Source organism: Pseudomonas sp. H11T01 (assembly GCF_048515765.1).
Classification (GTDB): Bacteria; Pseudomonadota; Gammaproteobacteria; order Pseudomonadales; family Pseudomonadaceae; genus Aquipseudomonas.
Genome location: NZ_JBLYED010000010.1, coordinates 34,487 through 51,752, shown reverse-complemented (window position 1 = coordinate 51,752; position 17,266 = coordinate 34,487). Strand labels below are relative to the sequence as shown.

Genomic DNA, 17,266 nt, shown 5'->3' with positions numbered 1-17,266 from the left:
TTGTGGGAGCGGGCTTGCCCGCGAAAGCGATGGTCGCTCCGGCACATGTGTCGACTGAAATACCGTCTTCGCGGGCAAGCCCGCTCCCACAGAGTTTGGCGACAGTAAGTATCTGCACCGTCTGTAAACCCGTCGAAACTTTCCCGCCAACAACGCAGTCATCAAAAGAATGGAGGTGATGGGACGGCAAAACGAGGGGAGGACACATGGCGGCGATTCATATCGGTATTTCCGGCTGGCGCTACACGCCTTGGCGAGGTGATTTCTACCCCGAAGGGCTGGCCCAAAACCGCGAATTGCAGTTCGCTTCGCGGGCGGTCAACAGCATTGAAATCAACGGCTCGTTCTATGCGCTGCAAACGCCCGAACGCTATGCCAACTGGTACGCCGATTCCCCGCAAGACTTTGTCTTCAGCGTCAAAGCGCCCCGCTACATCACTCATATCCTGCGTCTGCAGGACGTCCACCAACCCTTGGCCAATTTCTTCGCCTCAGGGGTTCTGGAACTCAAGGACAAGCTCGGACCGATCCTTTGGCAATTCCCGCCAAGCTTCACGTTCAACCCTGAGTTGTTCGAAACCTTTCTCGATCAATTACCCACCGATACCGAGCAAGCCGCGGCCCTCGCCCGTCAGCACGAACCCCGTTTAAACGGCAAAGCCAGCATGAAAGCCTACGCGAATAAACCGCTACGGCACGCCGTGGAAATCCGCCACGAAAGCTTTGTCGTCCCGGAATTTGTCAGCCTGCTCAAGCGTTATCGAGCCGCACTGGTCATCGCCGACACGGCTGGCAAGTGGCCCTACCGCGAAGACCTGACCGGTGATTTCGTCTATATGCGCTTGCACGGTGACAAAGAGCTCTACGCCAGCGGTTACACACCCGAGGCGCTGGAACGCTGGGGGAATCGAATCGAAGCCTGGACCCATGGCAAACAACCGTCCGATGCGCAATTGATCGACCCCGAGCAAAAGCCCAAACCGCGAAAAACCCGCGAGGTGTTTTGTTATTTCGACAATGACGTCAAAGTCCGGGCGCCCTTCGATGCCCGCAGCCTGCTGCAGCGCTTGGGTCTTGATACAGCACTGGCGACCGAACCGGGCAAACCACCTGCACCTGGGGTATTGCCATGAGCCTTGCGGAACCGACGGGCAAACATTGCGACATGACCCTGGGCAGTACCGCGATCTGCCGCTTCACCGTGCTGACCGTCAATATCCACATGGGCTTCACCGCCTTCAATCGACGCTTTATTTTGCCGGAACTGCGCGAAGCGGTGCGTAGCGTGTCCGCCGATGTGGTGTTTCTCCAGGAGGTGCACGGAATTCACACACATCACTCACGACGCTACAGCAACTGGCCGACGATGCCGCAGTACGAATTCCTCGCCGACAGCATCTGGCCGCAGTTCGCCTATGGGCGTAACGCGGTGTATCCCGACGGCGACCACGGCAACGCGCTGTTGTCGAAATTCCAGATCATTCGTCATGACAATCTCGACGTATCGATCGCAGGCTCCAAGCGGGAAAACCGCGGGCTGTTGCATTGCGTATTGCGCTTGCCCGGTGACAGCCGTGAAGTACACGCGATCTGCGTTCACCTTGGGTTGTTCGAAACCCATCGCCGTCAGCAGTTGCAGCTATTGGCACAACGCCTGGAAGAACTCCCCGCCGACACCCCCCTGATTGTCGCCGGCGATTTCAACGATTGGCGCCAGCGGGCCGATGCTCTGCTCAACCCCTGCGGCTTGCACGAAGTGTTCGTCGAACACTACGGCAAGCCGGCGCGCAGTTTCCCGGCGCGGCTGCCTACATTACGTCTGGACCGAATTTACGTGCGCAATCTGAAGGCACAGCATCCGAAAGTATTGAAGACACGTCCTTGGTCGCATCTGTCTGATCATGCACCACTGTCGGTGGAGGTTGAGCTATGAGCAGCGCGCCGATGGAGATAACGCCGGTGGACAACTTATCCACAACCCCATCCTCACGAGACCGGGCGCTTGAAGACATCGAGTACGACTGGCAGAGCAACAACCGGGTCGAGCTGCTGGAAAATGGCGAAGCGTATTTCCCCAGGGTGTTCGAAGCCCTTCGCCAGGCGCAGAGCGAAATCCTCATCGAGACCTTCATTTTGTTCGAGGACAAGGTGGGCAACGAACTGCAAAGCATCCTGATCGAAGCTGCACAACGCGGTGTGCGGATCACCATGAGCCTGGACGGTTTCGGCTGCGGTGAACTGAGTACTGATTTTCTAGCGGCCTTGAGCGCTGCCGGGGTGCGCCTGCAAATATTCGATCCGGCGCCGCTGACCCTTGGTCTCCTGCGGACTAACTGGTTCCGCCGTCTGCATCGCAAGATCGTGGTGGTCGACGGCGAAATCGCGTTCCTTGGCGGGATCAACTTTTCCGCCGATCACCTTGCCGACTTTGGCCCCGCAGCCAAGCAGGATTACGCGGTCGAGGTGCGGGGCCCGGCGGTGGTCGACATCCATCATTTCGCCCTGCTGCAAAGCGGTCGCCCGACCCATGCCAAATATGGGTGGCAACGTCGCCATCGACGCCGTTCTGAATTGGCGTTCAGCGAACATGACGGCCAGGTGCGGTTGGTGTATCGCGACAACCGCGAGCATCAAACGGATATCGAGGAGGTGTATTTACAGGTCCTGCGCAACGCTCAGCGTCGGGTGGTTATCGCCAACGCCTACTTCTTTCCCGGCTATCGCTTGCTGCGTGAGATCCGCAACGCGGCCCGACGCGGGGTCCAGGTACGGCTGATTTTGCAAGGCCAGCCAGACATGCTGGTCGCCAAGCTCGCGGCGCGCCTGCTCTACGACTATCTGCTCAAGGATGGTGTGGTGATCTACGAGTATTGCGACCGGCCGCTGCACGGCAAGGTCGCGCTGGTGGATGAGGAGTGGAGCACTGTGGGTTCGAGCAACCTTGACCCATTGAGCCTGGCGCTGAATCTGGAAGCCAACGTGCTGATTCGCGATCGTGCGTTCAATCGCGAGCTGTTCGAGCGACTCGATGAACTGACCCGTGAGCACTGCACGACCCTGCCGGAAAATCGCACCCCACGCGGCCGGCTATGGCACTTGACCATTGGTTTTCTGGTGTTCCACATTCTGCGGCACTTTCCGGCCTGGGCCGGTTGGCTGCCGGCACACAAACCGCGCCTCAAGCCCTTTACCCATAAGCCGCAAGCGTCGCAGGGCGCCGGGGAACAGGCGCCATGAGCCCCCCCGACTCGCATCCGGCACAACATGACACCGCCCATGGAAAACAGGGCTGGAAACGCTTGAAGCGTGCGCTGACCGCTGTGTTCTTTTTGCTATTGATCGTGCTGTTCACGATCCTCGCGCGGCGTATCGACTGGACGGAGGTGATCGAGACCCTGGCCGACTTCAAATTGCGTACGCTGGCCCTCGCCGCCGGCCTGACACTGGTGAATTTTCTGGTGTATGCCAGCTTTGACCTGATCAGCCGGACCTATATTCGGCAAGATCTGGGCTGGCGACAGATTTTGCCGGTGGGGATCATCAGCTATGCCTTCAACCTCAACCTGGGCGCCTGGATCGGCGGTATCGCCATGCGTTATCGGCTGTATTCGCACCTGGGGGTGAGCACCGGCAATATCGCCAGGATCCTGGGTCTGAGCATTGCCACGAACTGGCTGGGCTATATGACGCTGGCCGGATCAATATTCAGCAGTGGTCTGGTGAATCTGCCGCCAGGCTGGAAGCTCAGTAGCGATGCCTTGCGCGCGGTGGGGTTTGTGTTGCTGGTGCTGAGCGCAGCCTATCTCCTCGCCTGTCACTTCTCCCGGCGCCGGACCTGGACGTTACGCGGTATCGCAATCAACCTGCCTTCATTGCGCATGGCCTTGCTGCAATTGCTATTGGGCACGCTCAGCTGGTCATTGATGGCCGCGGTGATTTTCACCTTGCTGCCCAAGCAACTCGACTACCCGATGGTGCTGGGCGTTTTGCTGATCGGCAGCGTCGCCGTGATCATTACCCACATCCCGGCCGGGCTCGGTGTGCTGGAAGCGGTGTTCATCACGTTGCTGCAACATGAGGCATCGCGCAGCAGTGTGCTGGCCGGGATGATTGCCTATCGCGCCATTTATTTCATTGTGCCGCTGCTGATTGCGCTGGTGATGTACCTGCTGATCGAGGCAAAGGCCAAGGCGCCGCGGGTGAAGAAGAAACCGACAGGCTAAACCCAATCACTTTGAAACCACCCTCATTGCGACTGAATAATGCTCAACCGCTCGCCCACCACCATCTCGGTGATCCAGCCCACCAGAATCGAGGTGTAAGCCTGCTGGGAAACCGGATCGCACAGCGCATGATCGGCGCCATCAATGATTCGGTGGGTCAGCGAGTGAGTCTGCTGACAGGCCGCGCGGTAACTCATGATGGTCGCGTGGGGTACATGCTCATCGTGTTCGGATTCAACGATCAGCACATCCCCGGTAAACGCCGAACACGCGTGCAGCGCACGATTGCTGCCGGCATGTACCAGACTGCTGCGGTAATCGAGCAAATCGGCTTTATCCAGATCGCGCTTGGGTGTGTGCCACAGGTCATCGCGGTACAGCGCCGGGACTCTCAGCGCCAGCCAGCGCACCGGCCGCAACGAGGTCAGGATGCTCGCCAGATAACCGCCATAGCTGGTGCCGACGACGGCAATCGCTGAAGTATCGAGCGCCGGATGCGCCAACAAACGGTCATAGGCGGCGAGCAAGTCGCGCAGGTTGTCTTCGCGGGTGACCCGCGACAGCGCAATGCCGCTACCGGCGTGGCCGCGCAAATCGAACGTCAGACACACGCAACCCAGCCCGGCGATGCCTTTGGCCCGTTCGAGGTCCCGTTCCTGACTGCCGCCCCAGCCGTGCACAAACAACACTCCCGGGACTTTCGATTTGGGGCTGAGAAAGGTCCCGCTCATCTGCTCATCGTCGATATCGATCTGAATCGTTTCGCTTCTAGCCGTCATAGGGTTTGACCGTTACATACTTGAGAAGAAAATCACTGCTTTCAGCCGGGCCGCGGAACACTTCGATCGTATCCGCCGGCAACGCCTGATCAGTATAGGTCTCCACCGAAGACACCCGGATCGCGCGCATCCCGGGATCGTTGACGAATGCCTGCAGCGCCGCCACTTCCGCGCTGCTGGCGCCACCCATGCGCCATGATTGCTCCAGCACGCCGCTGCGACGCTGGCCATTGGCATCCAGCCCTTGCACGATGTCGTAATTGCGTCGCGAAGCGAAGAATGCGGGATAAGCCTCATCCGCCGCTGCATCGAACACTTGTGCCTGCTGGATGGCCAGACGTACCTCATCCGGCAGTTCAAGAGCCCGCAAATCGTCATAGCCACCCTGCACCACCAGCAAGTCCGAGCCGCCGTAGACTTTTTCACCCTGGCCGTCTTCGGTCAGGTACTGCTCGCCGCAATAGCTCAAGAGCTTGCCAGCAATAGCGGTCTGGCCAACGCTGTGGGTCATGACGTTTTGCAGATCCTGTTCGAGTACCACGCCTTCGCGGAACAGCTTGGCCGCCTCAGGCCGAGCAAGGATTTCATCGAATTGATCGAGGCTGTTGATAACCTCCTGACCACGACCGGCGCAGGCGTGAATCGGCTTCATCCGGATCGGGCCGCTGTAGAGCAGATGGGTGGCCGCCGGCCGGGCATCCTTGAGCGAAAAAACGCTGATGCCGTCCAACACCACGGTGCGGACTCTTTCGCAAAACTGCGGCGCCCAGCCCTTGGGTGCTACCGCATCTTTATTCAACAGGCCATGAGTGATGGCTTTGGTGCAGATAAAGTCATGCTCAACGTAGCCACCCCACAGGTCATTGGGGCCTTTGAGCCTGAATTGCCTCGCGCCCTGCACGCCGACGATGGTTTGCGTCGGCACCAGATAAAGGTCGCGCGTGGCGTGTCGCCCGACGTCATAACTACCGCCGAACTTGAGGCCGAGAATCTGCGCCAGCCATCGCGCCAGCGCACGGTTGGTTTCGACTTCATGCTGTGGCGCCCGAGGCCGGACTGAATGGGCGACCACCAGTTTTTTGCGTTGTGCCGGGGTCATGCTTTCCCCCTCTGGCAATGCGCGTAATGGGTGTCATTGGAGAAGTGCAGGGATCAGGCCAACAACCCGACTGACGCAACATCCCCCGGATCAGTGGCTTGATCGGAAGCTACTGGCATTTAGCCTGTCTTATTTTGCACGACCGCTGTGGTGGGCAGCGCATTTTGCACGATGGGTGCTTCAGTCCTGTTCAACTCGCGCCACCACCGCTGGCGCACTCACGCCGAAGCGACTCCGGTAATCGCTGGGTGCAAGACCGGTGATTTTCTTGAACGTGGCGCGAAATGCACTCGGGTCCTGATAGCCGACGGTCCAGGCAATGTGGTCGATGGTGCCGTTGGTGAACTCAAGCATTTCCCGGGCCTTGCCGACCCGCAAATGCTGACAGTACTCAGTGGGCTTCAGACCGGTCGCCGTTCGAAAGCGCCGCAGGAAGGTGCGTTCTTCCAGCCCGGCCTGCAGAGCCATCGCCGTCAGCGAGACCTCCACCGCACCGTTACCTTGCAGCCAATGCTGTACCTTGAGGATTGCCGGGTCGCCATGGCCGAGTATCGGTGCAAAGTTACTGCCGCACTGGCTCGCACTGTCGCTGTGCTCGATCACCAGAAACCGTGCAGTGCTGGTCGCCATGCTCGGCCCTAGCAAACGGTCCACCAGGCGCAAACCCAGTTCGGCCCAGGCCATGAGGCCTGCAGTGGTAATCAGGTCGCCGTCATCGACGATGGGTTTGTCGGCGTTGAGCTTGACCGCAGGGTAACGCTCGGCGAATTGTTTCGCCGAGGTCCAGTGAGTGGTCGCGCTGCGGCCATTGAGCAAACCGCTTTCAGCCATCAGCACAGAACCCACGCACACCCCGCCGAGGATCGCACCGCTGGCGTGTTGCTGGCGAATCCATTGGGTCAGCGCTGACGGAGCCTGACCGGCAGAAAACCCGGCAATCGACGGCGGAATCAGTACCGCCGCCAGTGCACCGCCAGGCCCCGGATGGCTGTCAAACACCCGCACCGGCACCTCATCTGCATCGGCCCGCCAATGGCTGACCCGCAGTAGCGGCAGTTGCGTAGTCTGATGTTCGGTAGCAATGCGGTTTGCGACACCAAACAAATCGGTCAAGCCATGAACCGCCGCCATCTGCGCGCCGGGATAGATCAGCACACCCAATTCGACGACTGCGCTTTCTACACCCATTGTCAGTTTTCCCCCTTCTATTGTCGGTGCGGCCAATCCTCGGGCGCTGTGGAAAACCCAATACTGGATCCCACACCCACTCCGAGGAAACAGTCATGGCCAAGCAAGCACTCATCGTAGTCGATATCCAGAATGACTACTTCCCCGACGGCAAATGGCCGCTGGTGGGCGTCGAAGCCGCCGCCGACAACGCCGCACGGATGATTCAGGCCTTTCGCGATGCCGGTGACGCGGTGGTGCACATCCGTCACGAATTCACCTCCGACACGGCGCCGTTCTTCACCCCAGGCTCTGAAGGCGCGCACCTGCACCCCAAAGTCATCAACCGCGCCGACGAGCCGGTGGTGCTCAAACACTTCGTCAACTCGTTCCGCGAAACCGAACTACAGTCAATCCTCGACCAGCAGGACATCGAGAACCTGGTGATCGTCGGCAACATGAGCCACATGTGCGTCGACGGCATCACTCGAGCTGCAGCCGACCTTGGCTACAAGGTCACAGTGATCCACGACGCCTGTGCCACCCGTGATCTTGAGTTCAATGGCCTGACTGTTCCGGCCGCCCACGTGCATGCCGCTTTCATGTCGGCACTGGGCTTTGCCTATGCAAGCGTGGTGTCCACCAACGATTTCCTGGCTGCCAGCCACTAAGCCTCACCCATCGTGCCCATCCAGCCCGCGGGGCTGGAGAGCAAGCGGTTGATCGAGCGTGCCGAGTTGATTGTGTATCCGGGTGCGCCCCATGGGCTGACGGATACCCACAAGGAAAGGGTCAACGCGGACATGCTGCGTTTGCCAAGAGCTGATCAAAGCGCCAAAAACCAAAAGGCCCGTAGCGTTTGAGCGCTACGGGCCTTTTGTTTGCCGTTAGAGAGATCTATCTCTTAGAACGGTTATGCATACCTGAAAAAGATAAACATACGGATTTGCATCGCAGACAACCTTCGACTCGGTACTACAGGAGTGGACTTGCCATCACCGAGCCGGTACTTTCAACACGATACTGCCGAAAGGGATATCGCCTGTACACGCTTCAGCGCGCCACTCGATGCCTTCGGCATAAGGTCAATCTATCTTCGTGGCGTTTTAAAATGACTTTTATTGCCAATATATGTTTTCCCAAGAACAGATGCTTAATCTTTTTTTTCATTATTTTTGCACCCTCTTTCGCCATGGCCAAAGAAAGCAATATAAAAAACTGGGAAGCTTTAACTATCAGTGATCTTTCTGCCATGCATCAACTGATAGTCAGCTCTCATCCAGGTGCTTTAGATAGTAATAATAAAGATTTTACCGATTGGGTTGAGCGGGGCTATTTAGAAGCGAGCCAGCTATCCAAACGTGTCAAGTCAAGGAAAGATTCTCTAGCCGTACTCCGTTTTTACATTGCTGGCTTCAAGGATGGGCACGTAGGGCTGAATCAACCTAATCAGGAAAAGTCTACTTGGGCAGGTTTTATTTTGGGTAGGCAGGGGCGGAATTTCGTTGTAAAAAATATCTCTGAAAATTGGCCCGTGCCTTTACCGCCGATTGGCTCCAAGATCATAGCATGCGATAACAAATCAGCCCCTGAGATACTTGAGAGTAAACTATCGCCCTATATTGATCGCAGACTTAATCTACAGTCGACATGGTTACATTTGGCCATGCATTTAACTGTCGATGATGCCAACTATCCCGTGCTGGGCAGAGCCTTACCAAAAAACTGTTTAGTTGTGCTCCCAAATGGAGCTCGACAAAACTTTACTTTGCTATGGCAAGAAGAACGCGGAGAGTTGGAATCTTTCCTGCGCCAGCCTCAACCGCCACAAACTCTCCAAAACCTGGGGGGCGGGCGCTATTGGATACAGGTATCAAATTTTATGCCATCAGCCGCTGAGAATGCATCCCTCGATACAATGCTCAGCCGTATCAAAAATATCAATGATGCCAATCTGGTTGTGCTTGATACACGTGGCAATCGCGGTGGTAACAGTTTAGTTGGCATTGAAATACTGTCTGCGCTATTAGGCTCGCAAGTAGTAAGTAGCTTAGATGAGCAATCTCGTGCGTATGCGATGTGGCGAGTTTCTCCTTTTGCATTCTCAACGCTCAGTAACGTTCTAAATTCCATGGAGCGCGATTATGGAAAAAACAGTGAAATTTACAAAGTTGTTTTTAGTTTAACCCAGTCCATGGAGCTCGCGCTTCACGAGAAGAAAGAGTGGTTACGACAACCGAGCACTTCCTCAATCGATCAAGAGATTTTGAAAGGATTCAATGCCCAAGGCTTTAAAGGTAAGCTTGCGCTGGTGACTGACTCATTTTGCGCTAGCGCCTGTCTAGACTTTGCGGACGTCGTTCTTGCTATTCCGGGGGTTGTCCATCTGGGATTACCAACGAGCGCCGACACACTGTATATTGATATAGGCTCTCAATCACTGCCGAGCGGTGCCCAGTTCTGGATACCGTTAAAGGTATGGAGAGACCGAACGCGAGGAAACAATCAAAGTTATGATCCGCCATTTATCTTTGACGGGGACATAAATGATACTGCGGCAGTTCAAAAGTGGGTGCTTGATAGCTTATGATCGGACCAGCGCTCAAAGCCATGTGTTTACCGAAACGATAGTTATTCGATAACAAAAACCACAGCAGAGCCCTGAAAAAACGCAATACATTAAAAAAGCCCGTACGTCATAAACTTACGGGCCTTTGTTTTCACTTATGAAAAGTTATTTCTAGAACGGGATATCGTCATCAAAGCTGTCGAAATCCGGAGCCGGCTGCGGTGCGGCCTGCTGTGGCGCTGGACGCGACTCACGCTGTGGTTGCTGCGACGGCTGGGACTGCTGCGGACGCGACTGTTGAGGACGCGGTGCCGAGTTGGACATGCCGCCCTGGCCTTGCTGGTCGCCCTGTGGACGGCCGCCCAGCAATTGCATGGTGCCTTGCATGTCGACCACGATTTCAGTGGTGTAACGCTTGATGCCGTCTTTTTCCCACTCGCGGGTTTGCAGTTTGCCTTCGATGTAGACCTGCGAACCTTTACGCAGGTATTCGCCAGCAATTTCTGCAACCTTGCCGAACATCGACACACGGTGCCATTCGGTTTTCTCGACTTTCTGACCGGTTTGCTTGTCGGTCCACTGTTCGCTGGTCGCCAGACTCAGGTTGGTCACGGCGTTACCGTTAGGCAAGTAGCGAACTTCGGGATCCTGGCCGCAAGTGCCGACCAATATGACTTTGTTAACCCCACGGGCCATAACGTTCTCCTAGGCTTCGCACGCTGTCGGGACCGGGTTGTTGACCAGGCTCTCGAGGGTGGTGCGATCCAATAGTTCGGTGTCCAATTTGATGTAAATGGCCGCTTCATCAGCGACCACCACTGCATCTGTTACCCCAACGACGGCCAGCAGGCGCTCGACCAGACCAGCTTCGCGGATCGCTTCAGGCGATAACGGCAAGCGCAGGCTCGTCACATAGGGGGGTTCGCGCATGGTAACAGCAAAGGCCAACCAGAGGGCAGCCAGACCTGCGCATCCGAGGAACACAACCGACAGACCGCCATGCTGGAACAGCCAACCGCCCATGATCCCGCCCAGTGCCGAACCGAGGAACTGGCTGGTGGAATAAACCCCCATTGCCGTGCCCTTGCCGCCCGCCGGTGAAACCTTGCTGATCAGCGACGGCAAGGAGGCTTCCAGCAGATTGAACGCGGTGAAGAACACCACCGTACCAATCACCAGAGCCTGCAAGCTGTCGCCGAACTGCCAGAAGAATAGCTCAGTGAGCATCAGCGTACTGACTGCACCGAGTAAAACTCGTTTCATTTTGCGTTTCTTCTCGCCATAGATAATGAACGGAATCATGGCGAAGAACGAAATCAACAAAGCCGTCAGATAAACCCACCAATGCTGCTCTTTAGGCAACCCGGCTTTTTCCACCAGTGCCAGAGGCAAGGCGACGAAGCTGGACATCAGCATCGCGTGCAAAACAAAGATGCCCAGGTCCAGACGCAGTAGGTCCGGATGTTTGAGCGTCGGTATAAGAGCCTGACGCGCTATGCCCGACTCGCGATGCTGCAGCGGCCCGGTTGAGCGCGGCACCATGAACATCACAATCACGATGCCAAACAGTGCCATGCCCCCGGTTGCGAGGAACAGCCCGGACAACCCAAACGCACGGGTCAGCAACGGACCGACCACCATGGCGACCGCGAAGGACAGACCAATGGTCATGCCGATCATGGCCATGGCTTTGGTGCGGTGCTGCTCGCGGGTCAGGTCTGACAACAAGGCCATGACCGCGGCAGAAATCGCCCCGGCGCCTTGCAGGATTCGTCCGGCGATCACGCCCCAGATCGAATCGGCATTGGCCGCCAGCACACTGCCAAGGGCGAAAACTATCAGCCCCAGATAAATCACCGGGCGCCGACCAATGCGATCGGAAATGAAACCGAACGGGATCTGGAAGATTGCCTGGGTCAAGCCGTAAGCGCCTATCGCCAGCCCGATGAGGGCCGGGGTCGCTCCTGCGAGATCCATTCCATAGGTCGCCAGGACCGGCAACACCATAAACATGCCAAGCATACGGAAGGCGAACACCAGGGCCAGACCGCTTGCTGCGCGGGTCTCGCTGCCACTCATGCGTTCGCTGTGGGGATCGTGCATGGATAAACCTCATGTGAACCGGCGGCGATTCTACCAGTCCCATCGATTGAGAGGGTATATGGCGACGCTTTGTCGCGAGCTAGCTCCGCGCACTTGTGCCGCGTCCTGTCATGGGCGGCTCAAGCGCTCTCATTTGATAGTGTGCATCCATCCAGTATTTAGTTTTATACTCCTACGTTTACGCCCGCCGAGCGAGGCCACCTTGGACAAGATCCTGATACGTGGGGCACGAACCCACAACCTGAAGAACATCGACCTGACCCTGCCACGGGACAAACTGATCGTCATCACCGGACTGTCCGGATCCGGCAAATCATCCTTGGCTTTCGACACCTTGTATGCCGAAGGACAGCGCCGCTATGTCGAGTCGCTGTCGGCCTATGCCCGGCAGTTCTTGTCGATGATGGAAAAGCCTGACGTCGACACCATCGAAGGTCTGTCGCCAGCGATCTCCATCGAACAAAAATCGACCTCGCACAACCCGCGTTCGACCGTCGGCACCATCACCGAAATCTACGACTACCTGCGTCTACTTTACGCTCGCGTCGGTATTCCACGTTGCCCGGACCATGACATCCCGCTTGAAGCGCAGACCGTCAGCCAAATGGTCGACCTGGTCATGGCGCAACCCGAAGGCAGCAAACTGATGCTGCTGGCGCCGGTGATTCGCGAACGCAAAGGCGAGCACCTTTCGGTGTTCGAAGAGCTACGCGCCCAAGGCTTCGTGCGCGCCCGGGTCAATGGCAAGCTCTGCGAGCTGGACGAACTGCCGAAGCTGGACAAACAGAAGAAGCATTCCATCGACGTCGTGGTCGATCGCTTCAAAGTTCGCGCCGATCTGCAGCAACGTCTGGCTGAGTCATTCGAAACCGCGTTGAAACTCGCTGACGGTATTGCCCTGGTCGCCCCAATGGACGACGAGCCTGGCGAAGAAATTATCTTCTCTGCGCGTTTCGCCTGCCCGATCTGCGGCCACGCCATCAGCGAACTCGAACCCAAACTGTTCTCCTTTAACAACCCAGCGGGTGCTTGCCCGACCTGTGATGGCTTGGGGGTGAAGCAGTTCTTCGACATCAAGCGTCTGGTCAATGGCGAGTTGACGCTGGCTGAGGGCGCAATTCGCGGCTGGGACCGACGCAACGTTTATTACTTCCAGATGCTTGGCTCCCTGGCCTCCCATTATGGCTTCAGCCTGGAAGTGCCATTCAATGAACTACCGGCGGACCAACAAAAAGTCGTCCTGCATGGCAGCGGTTCGCAGAACGTCGATTTCAAGTACCTGAACGATCGTGGCGATATCGTCAAACGCTCGCACCCGTTCGAAGGCATCGTGCCGAATCTGGATCGTCGCTACCGTGAAACCGAGTCGGCCTCCGTACGTGAAGAGCTGGCCAAGTTCCTCAGTACCCAACCGTGCCCGGATTGCCGCGGCACCCGGCTGCGTCGCGAGGCGCGTCATGTGTGGGTGGGCGAGAAGACCCTGCCGGCGGTCACCAACCTGCCGATTGGCGATGCGTGTGAATATTTTGGCGTACTGAAACTGACCGGTCGACGTGGCGAAATTGCCGACAAGATTCTCAAGGAAATCCGCGAGCGCTTGCAGTTCCTGGTCAACGTCGGTCTCGACTACCTGTCCCTTGATCGCAGTGCCGACACCCTGTCTGGTGGCGAAGCCCAGCGTATTCGCCTGGCCAGTCAAATCGGTGCCGGCCTGGTCGGGGTGCTGTACATCCTCGACGAACCGTCGATTGGTTTGCATCAACGCGATAACGATCGACTGCTCGGCACCCTGAAACATCTGCGGGATATCGGCAACACGGTGATCGTGGTCGAGCACGACGAAGACGCGATTCGCCTGGCCGACTACGTAGTGGATATCGGCCCTGGCGCTGGCGTGCACGGTGGGCATATCGTCGCTGAAGGCACACCGGCCGAAGTCATGGCTCACCCTGACTCGCTGACCGGCAAGTACCTGTCCGGCCGAGTGAAGATCGAAGTTCCAGCCAAACGTACACCGCGCAACAAGAAGCTCTCGCTGTCGCTCAAGGGCGCCCGTGGCAACAACCTGCGCGATGTCAACCTGGATATCCCGATCGGCCTGCTGACCTGCGTCACCGGTGTATCCGGCTCAGGCAAATCGACGTTGATCAACAACACTCTGTTCCCGCTCAGCGCCACGGCACTGAATGGTGCAACCACCCTTGAGGCGTCGGCTCACGACAGCATCAATGGCTTGCAGCATCTGGACAAAGTGGTGGATATCGACCAAAGCCCGATCGGTCGTACACCGCGTTCGAACCCGGCGACCTATACCGGGTTGTTCACGCCGATACGTGAATTGTTCGCCGGCGTGCCGGAATCGCGTTCCCGTGGCTACGGTCCTGGGCGCTTCTCGTTCAACGTGAAGGGCGGACGCTGCGAGGCCTGTCAGGGCGATGGTTTGATCAAGGTGGAAATGCACTTTCTGCCGGACATCTACGTGCCGTGCGACGTCTGCAAGAGCAAGCGCTACAACCGCGAAACGCTGGAGATCAAGTACAAGGGCAAGAGCATCCACGAGACGCTGGAAATGACCATCGAAGAAGCGCGAGTGTTCTTTGACGCGGTTCCGGCCCTGGCGCGCAAGCTGCAAACACTGATGGACGTGGGTTTGTCGTATATCAAGCTGGGGCAATCGGCAACCACCCTGTCCGGTGGCGAGGCGCAGCGGGTCAAGCTCTCCCGTGAACTGTCCAAGCGCGATACCGGCAAAACGCTGTATATCCTCGACGAGCCGACCACTGGCCTGCACTTCGCCGATATCCAGCAATTGCTCGATGTCCTGCATCGCCTGCGCGACCATGGCAACACCGTGGTGGTGATCGAACACAACCTGGACGTGATCAAGACCGCTGACTGGCTGGTGGATCTCGGCCCAGAAGGCGGCTCCAAAGGCGGACAGATCATTGCCGTCGGCACACCGGAAGAAGTGGCTGAAATGCCGCAGTCCTACACCGGCTACTACTTGAAGCCGCTGCTGGAACGCGACAGGGCCTGAGCCCAATGAAAAAGCCCCTGTCACTTCGTCAGTGACAGGGGCTTTTTTGTGTCTGTTGAAGAATCAGAACTGCGATTGCAGGTAGTTCTCCAGGCCCACCAATTTAATCAGACCCAGCTGTTTCTCCAGCCAGTAGGTGTGATCTTCTTCGGTGTCGGCCAACTGGACACGCAGGATCTCGCGACTGACGTAGTCCTTGTGCAGCTCGCAGAGCTCGATGCCCTTGCAGAGCGCGGCACGCACCTTATATTCCAGCCGCAGGTCGCTGGCGAGCATGTCAGGCACCGTGGTACCGATGTCCAGATCGTCCGCACGCATGCGCGGCGTACCTTCGAGCATCAGGATGCGACGCATCAAGGCGTCAGCGTGCTGGGTCTCTTCTTCCATCTCGTGATTGATGCGCTCGTAGAGCTCAGTGAAGCCCCAGTCCTCATACATCCGCGAATGGATGAAATATTGATCGCGCGCCGCCAGTTCGCCCGTCAGTAACGTGTTGAGGTAATCGATTACATCTGGATGGCCTTGCATCGCCCTACATCTCCCTGCTTGAAAGTCTGTAGTTTGAACCAAGCTGACTTGCAGGTCACTTCAAAAAGATTTGGAAAGTGCGAAATAGTCGAGAAAAACCGGCGAACGGAAACGAAAACCGCCCAAATGAGGGCGGTTTCGTTTATCACTTAGACTTAGTTAAGCTGTACACCCAACGCCTTGGCGACACCTTCGCCGTAAGCACTATCTGCTTTGGAGAAGTGCTGCAGTTGGCGCTGAACCACGTCAGCAGAAACTCCCGCCATCGCACCTGCAATGTTGTTGATCAGCAGTGCTTTCTGCTCGTCGCTCATCAAGCGGAACAACGCTCCGGCATGGCTGTAGTAGTCCGTATCCTCGCGATGATCGTAACGATCTGCCGCGCCACTCAAGGCCAACGCCGGCTCGGCATACTGCGGCGCCTGTTTCGGTGCGTCAGCGTAGCTGTTTGGCTCGTAGTTCGGAGCTGCGCCACCGTTGCTACCGAATGCCATGGAACCATCACGCTGGTAGCTGTTGACCGGACTCTTCGGCGCATTCACCGGCAAATGCTGATGATTGGTTCCAATACGGTAGCGGTGCGCATCGGCATAGGCAAATACACGGCCTTGCAGCATGCGATCCGGTGACAGACCAACACCCGGCACCATGTTGCTCGGACCAAAAGCCGCCTGTTCGACTTCAGCGAAGTAATTCTGCGGATTACGATTGAGTTCCAGTTCACCCACTTCGATCAGCGGGAACTCTTTCTGCGACCAGGTCTTGGTCACGTCAAACGGGTTCTCGTAGTGCGCCGCAGCTTGAGCCTCGGTCATGATCTGTATGCACACGCACCATTTCGGGAAGTCACCGCGCTCAATCGCGCCGAACAGGTCGCGCTGTGCGTAGTCCGGATCGGTACCGGCCAGGCGTGCGGCTTCTGCCGGCGCCAGGTTCTTGATGCCCTGCTTGGTTTTGTAGTGCCATTTCACCCAATGGCGCTCTCCCTTGGCGTTGATCAGGCTGTAGGTGTGGCTGCCGAAACCGTGCATGTGACGGTAGCCATCCGGGATCCCACGATCCGAGAACAGTATGGTGACTTGGTGCAGCGCCTCAGGCGAATGCGACCAGAAGTCCCACATCATCTGAGCGCTTTTCAGATTGCTCTGCGGCAGACGTTTTTGGGTGTGGATAAAATCTGGGAATTTCAGCGGGTCACGGATAAAGAACACCGGAGTGTTGTTGCCAACAATGTCCCAGTTGCCTTCTTCGGTATAGAACTTCAAAGCAAAGCCACGTGGATCACGCTCGGTGTCGGCCGAACCGCGCTCACCGCCTACGGTAGAGAAACGCAGGAAAGTTGGGGTTTGCTTGCCGACGGACTCAAACAATTTGGCGCTGGTGTACTGGGTGATATCGCGGGTAACAGTGAACGCACCGTAAGCACCCGAACCTTTGGCGTGAACACGTCGTTCGGGGATGTTTTCGCGGTTGAAGTGGGCAAGCTTCTCGATCAAGTGAAAATCGTCGAGCAGCAGCGGGCCTCGTGGGCCGGCGGAACGGGAATTCTGGTTATCGGCGACAGGAGCGCCACTGGCTGTAGTAAGCGTTTTATTCTGGCTCATGCTCAATCTTCCCTCTGTCAGTCTTTGAACTGCCGGCTAATCGGCTGAGAGGGAGTATTGGCCATCGACATGACACCATCAAATTCATTAAATAATGACTATCGATAGAAATTTTCTAATATGACGGACACAAAAAACCGGGCACTAGGCCCGGTTC

General features: G+C 57.1%; 14 protein-coding genes and 1 pseudogene. 8 read left to right on the top strand and 7 right to left on the bottom strand.

Annotated features, from left to right (window positions below):
- The first annotated feature begins 206 nt into the window (after positions 1-206).
- The 4 genes from ACN1C3_RS15130 to ACN1C3_RS15115 are packed head-to-tail and all read left to right on the top strand — an operon-like array spanning position 207 to position 4,223.
- Positions 207-1,133 (top strand): DUF72 domain-containing protein, encoded by a 927-nt coding sequence (locus ACN1C3_RS15130; RefSeq protein ID WP_419116587.1) that lies wholly within the window; start codon positions 207-209, stop codon positions 1,131-1,133.
- Complete coding sequence (locus ACN1C3_RS15125) at positions 1,130-1,933, top strand: endonuclease/exonuclease/phosphatase family protein (protein WP_419116586.1); 804 nt, start codon at positions 1,130-1,132, stop codon at positions 1,931-1,933. The genes ACN1C3_RS15130 and ACN1C3_RS15125 overlap by 4 nt, the downstream gene beginning before the upstream one ends.
- The gene (gene clsB / locus ACN1C3_RS15120; protein WP_419116585.1) at positions 1,930-3,237 is read left to right on the top strand and encodes a cardiolipin synthase ClsB; all 1,308 of its coding nucleotides are present in this window, start codon (positions 1,930-1,932) and stop codon (positions 3,235-3,237) included. Before ACN1C3_RS15125 ends, clsB begins: the two co-directional genes overlap by 4 nt.
- Positions 3,234-4,223, top strand: a complete 990-nt coding sequence (locus tag ACN1C3_RS15115) for a lysylphosphatidylglycerol synthase domain-containing protein (RefSeq protein ID WP_419116584.1) — start codon at positions 3,234-3,236, stop codon at positions 4,221-4,223. Before clsB ends, ACN1C3_RS15115 begins: the two co-directional genes overlap by 4 nt.
- 23 nt (positions 4,224-4,246) lie before the next feature.
- On the opposite strand, the gene ACN1C3_RS15110 is transcribed toward ACN1C3_RS15115, so the two are convergent.
- The 3 genes from ACN1C3_RS15110 to ACN1C3_RS15100 all read right to left on the bottom strand — a co-directional run bounded on the left by ACN1C3_RS15110 (position 4,247) and on the right by ACN1C3_RS15100 (position 7,289).
- Positions 4,247-5,002 (bottom strand): alpha/beta hydrolase family protein, encoded by a 756-nt coding sequence (locus ACN1C3_RS15110; protein ID WP_419116583.1) that lies wholly within the window; start codon positions 5,000-5,002, stop codon positions 4,247-4,249.
- Entirely contained in the window at positions 4,992-6,101 is a 1,110-nt protein-coding gene (locus ACN1C3_RS15105; RefSeq protein WP_419116582.1) for a DUF3182 family protein, read from the bottom strand. Before ACN1C3_RS15105 ends, ACN1C3_RS15110 begins: the two co-directional genes overlap by 11 nt.
- 180 nt (positions 6,102-6,281) lie before the next feature.
- Entirely contained in the window at positions 6,282-7,289 is a 1,008-nt protein-coding gene (locus tag ACN1C3_RS15100) for a GlxA family transcriptional regulator (protein WP_419116581.1), read from the bottom strand.
- 95 nt (positions 7,290-7,384) lie between these two features.
- Between ACN1C3_RS15100 and ACN1C3_RS15095 the strand changes: the two genes are divergently transcribed.
- The 3 genes and pseudogenes from ACN1C3_RS15095 (at position 7,385) to ACN1C3_RS15085 (ending at position 9,858) form a co-directional block, all read left to right on the top strand.
- Entirely contained in the window at positions 7,385-7,939 is a 555-nt protein-coding gene (locus tag ACN1C3_RS15095; RefSeq protein ID WP_419116580.1) for a cysteine hydrolase family protein, read from the top strand.
- 9 nt (positions 7,940-7,948) lie between these two features.
- A pseudogene (locus ACN1C3_RS15090) lies at positions 7,949-8,131 on the top strand (hypothetical protein); the annotation flags it as partial.
- Positions 8,132-8,379: 248 nt separating this feature from the next.
- Positions 8,380-9,858, top strand: coding sequence for a S41 family peptidase (locus ACN1C3_RS15085; RefSeq protein WP_419116579.1), 1,479 nt, complete (start codon positions 8,380-8,382; stop codon positions 9,856-9,858).
- A 150-nt stretch (positions 9,859-10,008) separates the two neighbouring features.
- On the opposite strand, the gene ACN1C3_RS15080 is transcribed toward ACN1C3_RS15085, so the two are convergent.
- Together ACN1C3_RS15080 and ACN1C3_RS15075 are read right to left on the bottom strand one after the other, a co-directional pair.
- Entirely contained in the window at positions 10,009-10,533 is a 525-nt protein-coding gene (locus ACN1C3_RS15080) for a single-stranded DNA-binding protein (protein ID WP_419116578.1), read from the bottom strand.
- Between the two features lie 9 nt (positions 10,534-10,542).
- Positions 10,543-11,940 carry an MFS transporter gene (locus ACN1C3_RS15075; protein ID WP_419116577.1) on the bottom strand — a complete coding sequence of 466 codons (1,398 nt, stop codon included), beginning with the start codon at positions 11,938-11,940 and terminating at the stop codon, positions 10,543-10,545.
- A 202-nt stretch (positions 11,941-12,142) separates the two neighbouring features.
- On the opposite strand from ACN1C3_RS15075, the gene uvrA reads away from it, so the two are divergent.
- On the top strand, positions 12,143-14,977 hold the full coding sequence (uvrA, locus tag ACN1C3_RS15070) for an excinuclease ABC subunit UvrA (protein WP_419116576.1): 2,835 nt from the start codon (positions 12,143-12,145) through the stop codon (positions 14,975-14,977).
- Positions 14,978-15,040: 63 nt separating this feature from the next.
- Here uvrA and bfr read toward each other — a convergent pair whose 3' ends face one another.
- Both bfr and ACN1C3_RS15060 read right to left on the bottom strand, forming a co-directional pair.
- Entirely contained in the window at positions 15,041-15,505 is a 465-nt protein-coding gene (gene bfr / locus ACN1C3_RS15065) for a bacterioferritin (RefSeq protein WP_419116575.1), read from the bottom strand.
- A gap of 155 nt (positions 15,506-15,660) precedes the next feature.
- Positions 15,661-17,109: a catalase gene (locus ACN1C3_RS15060; RefSeq protein WP_419116574.1), complete on the bottom strand. Its 1,449-nt coding sequence runs from the start codon at positions 17,107-17,109 to the stop codon at positions 15,661-15,663.
- Between the last annotated feature and the right edge of the window lie 157 nt (positions 17,110-17,266).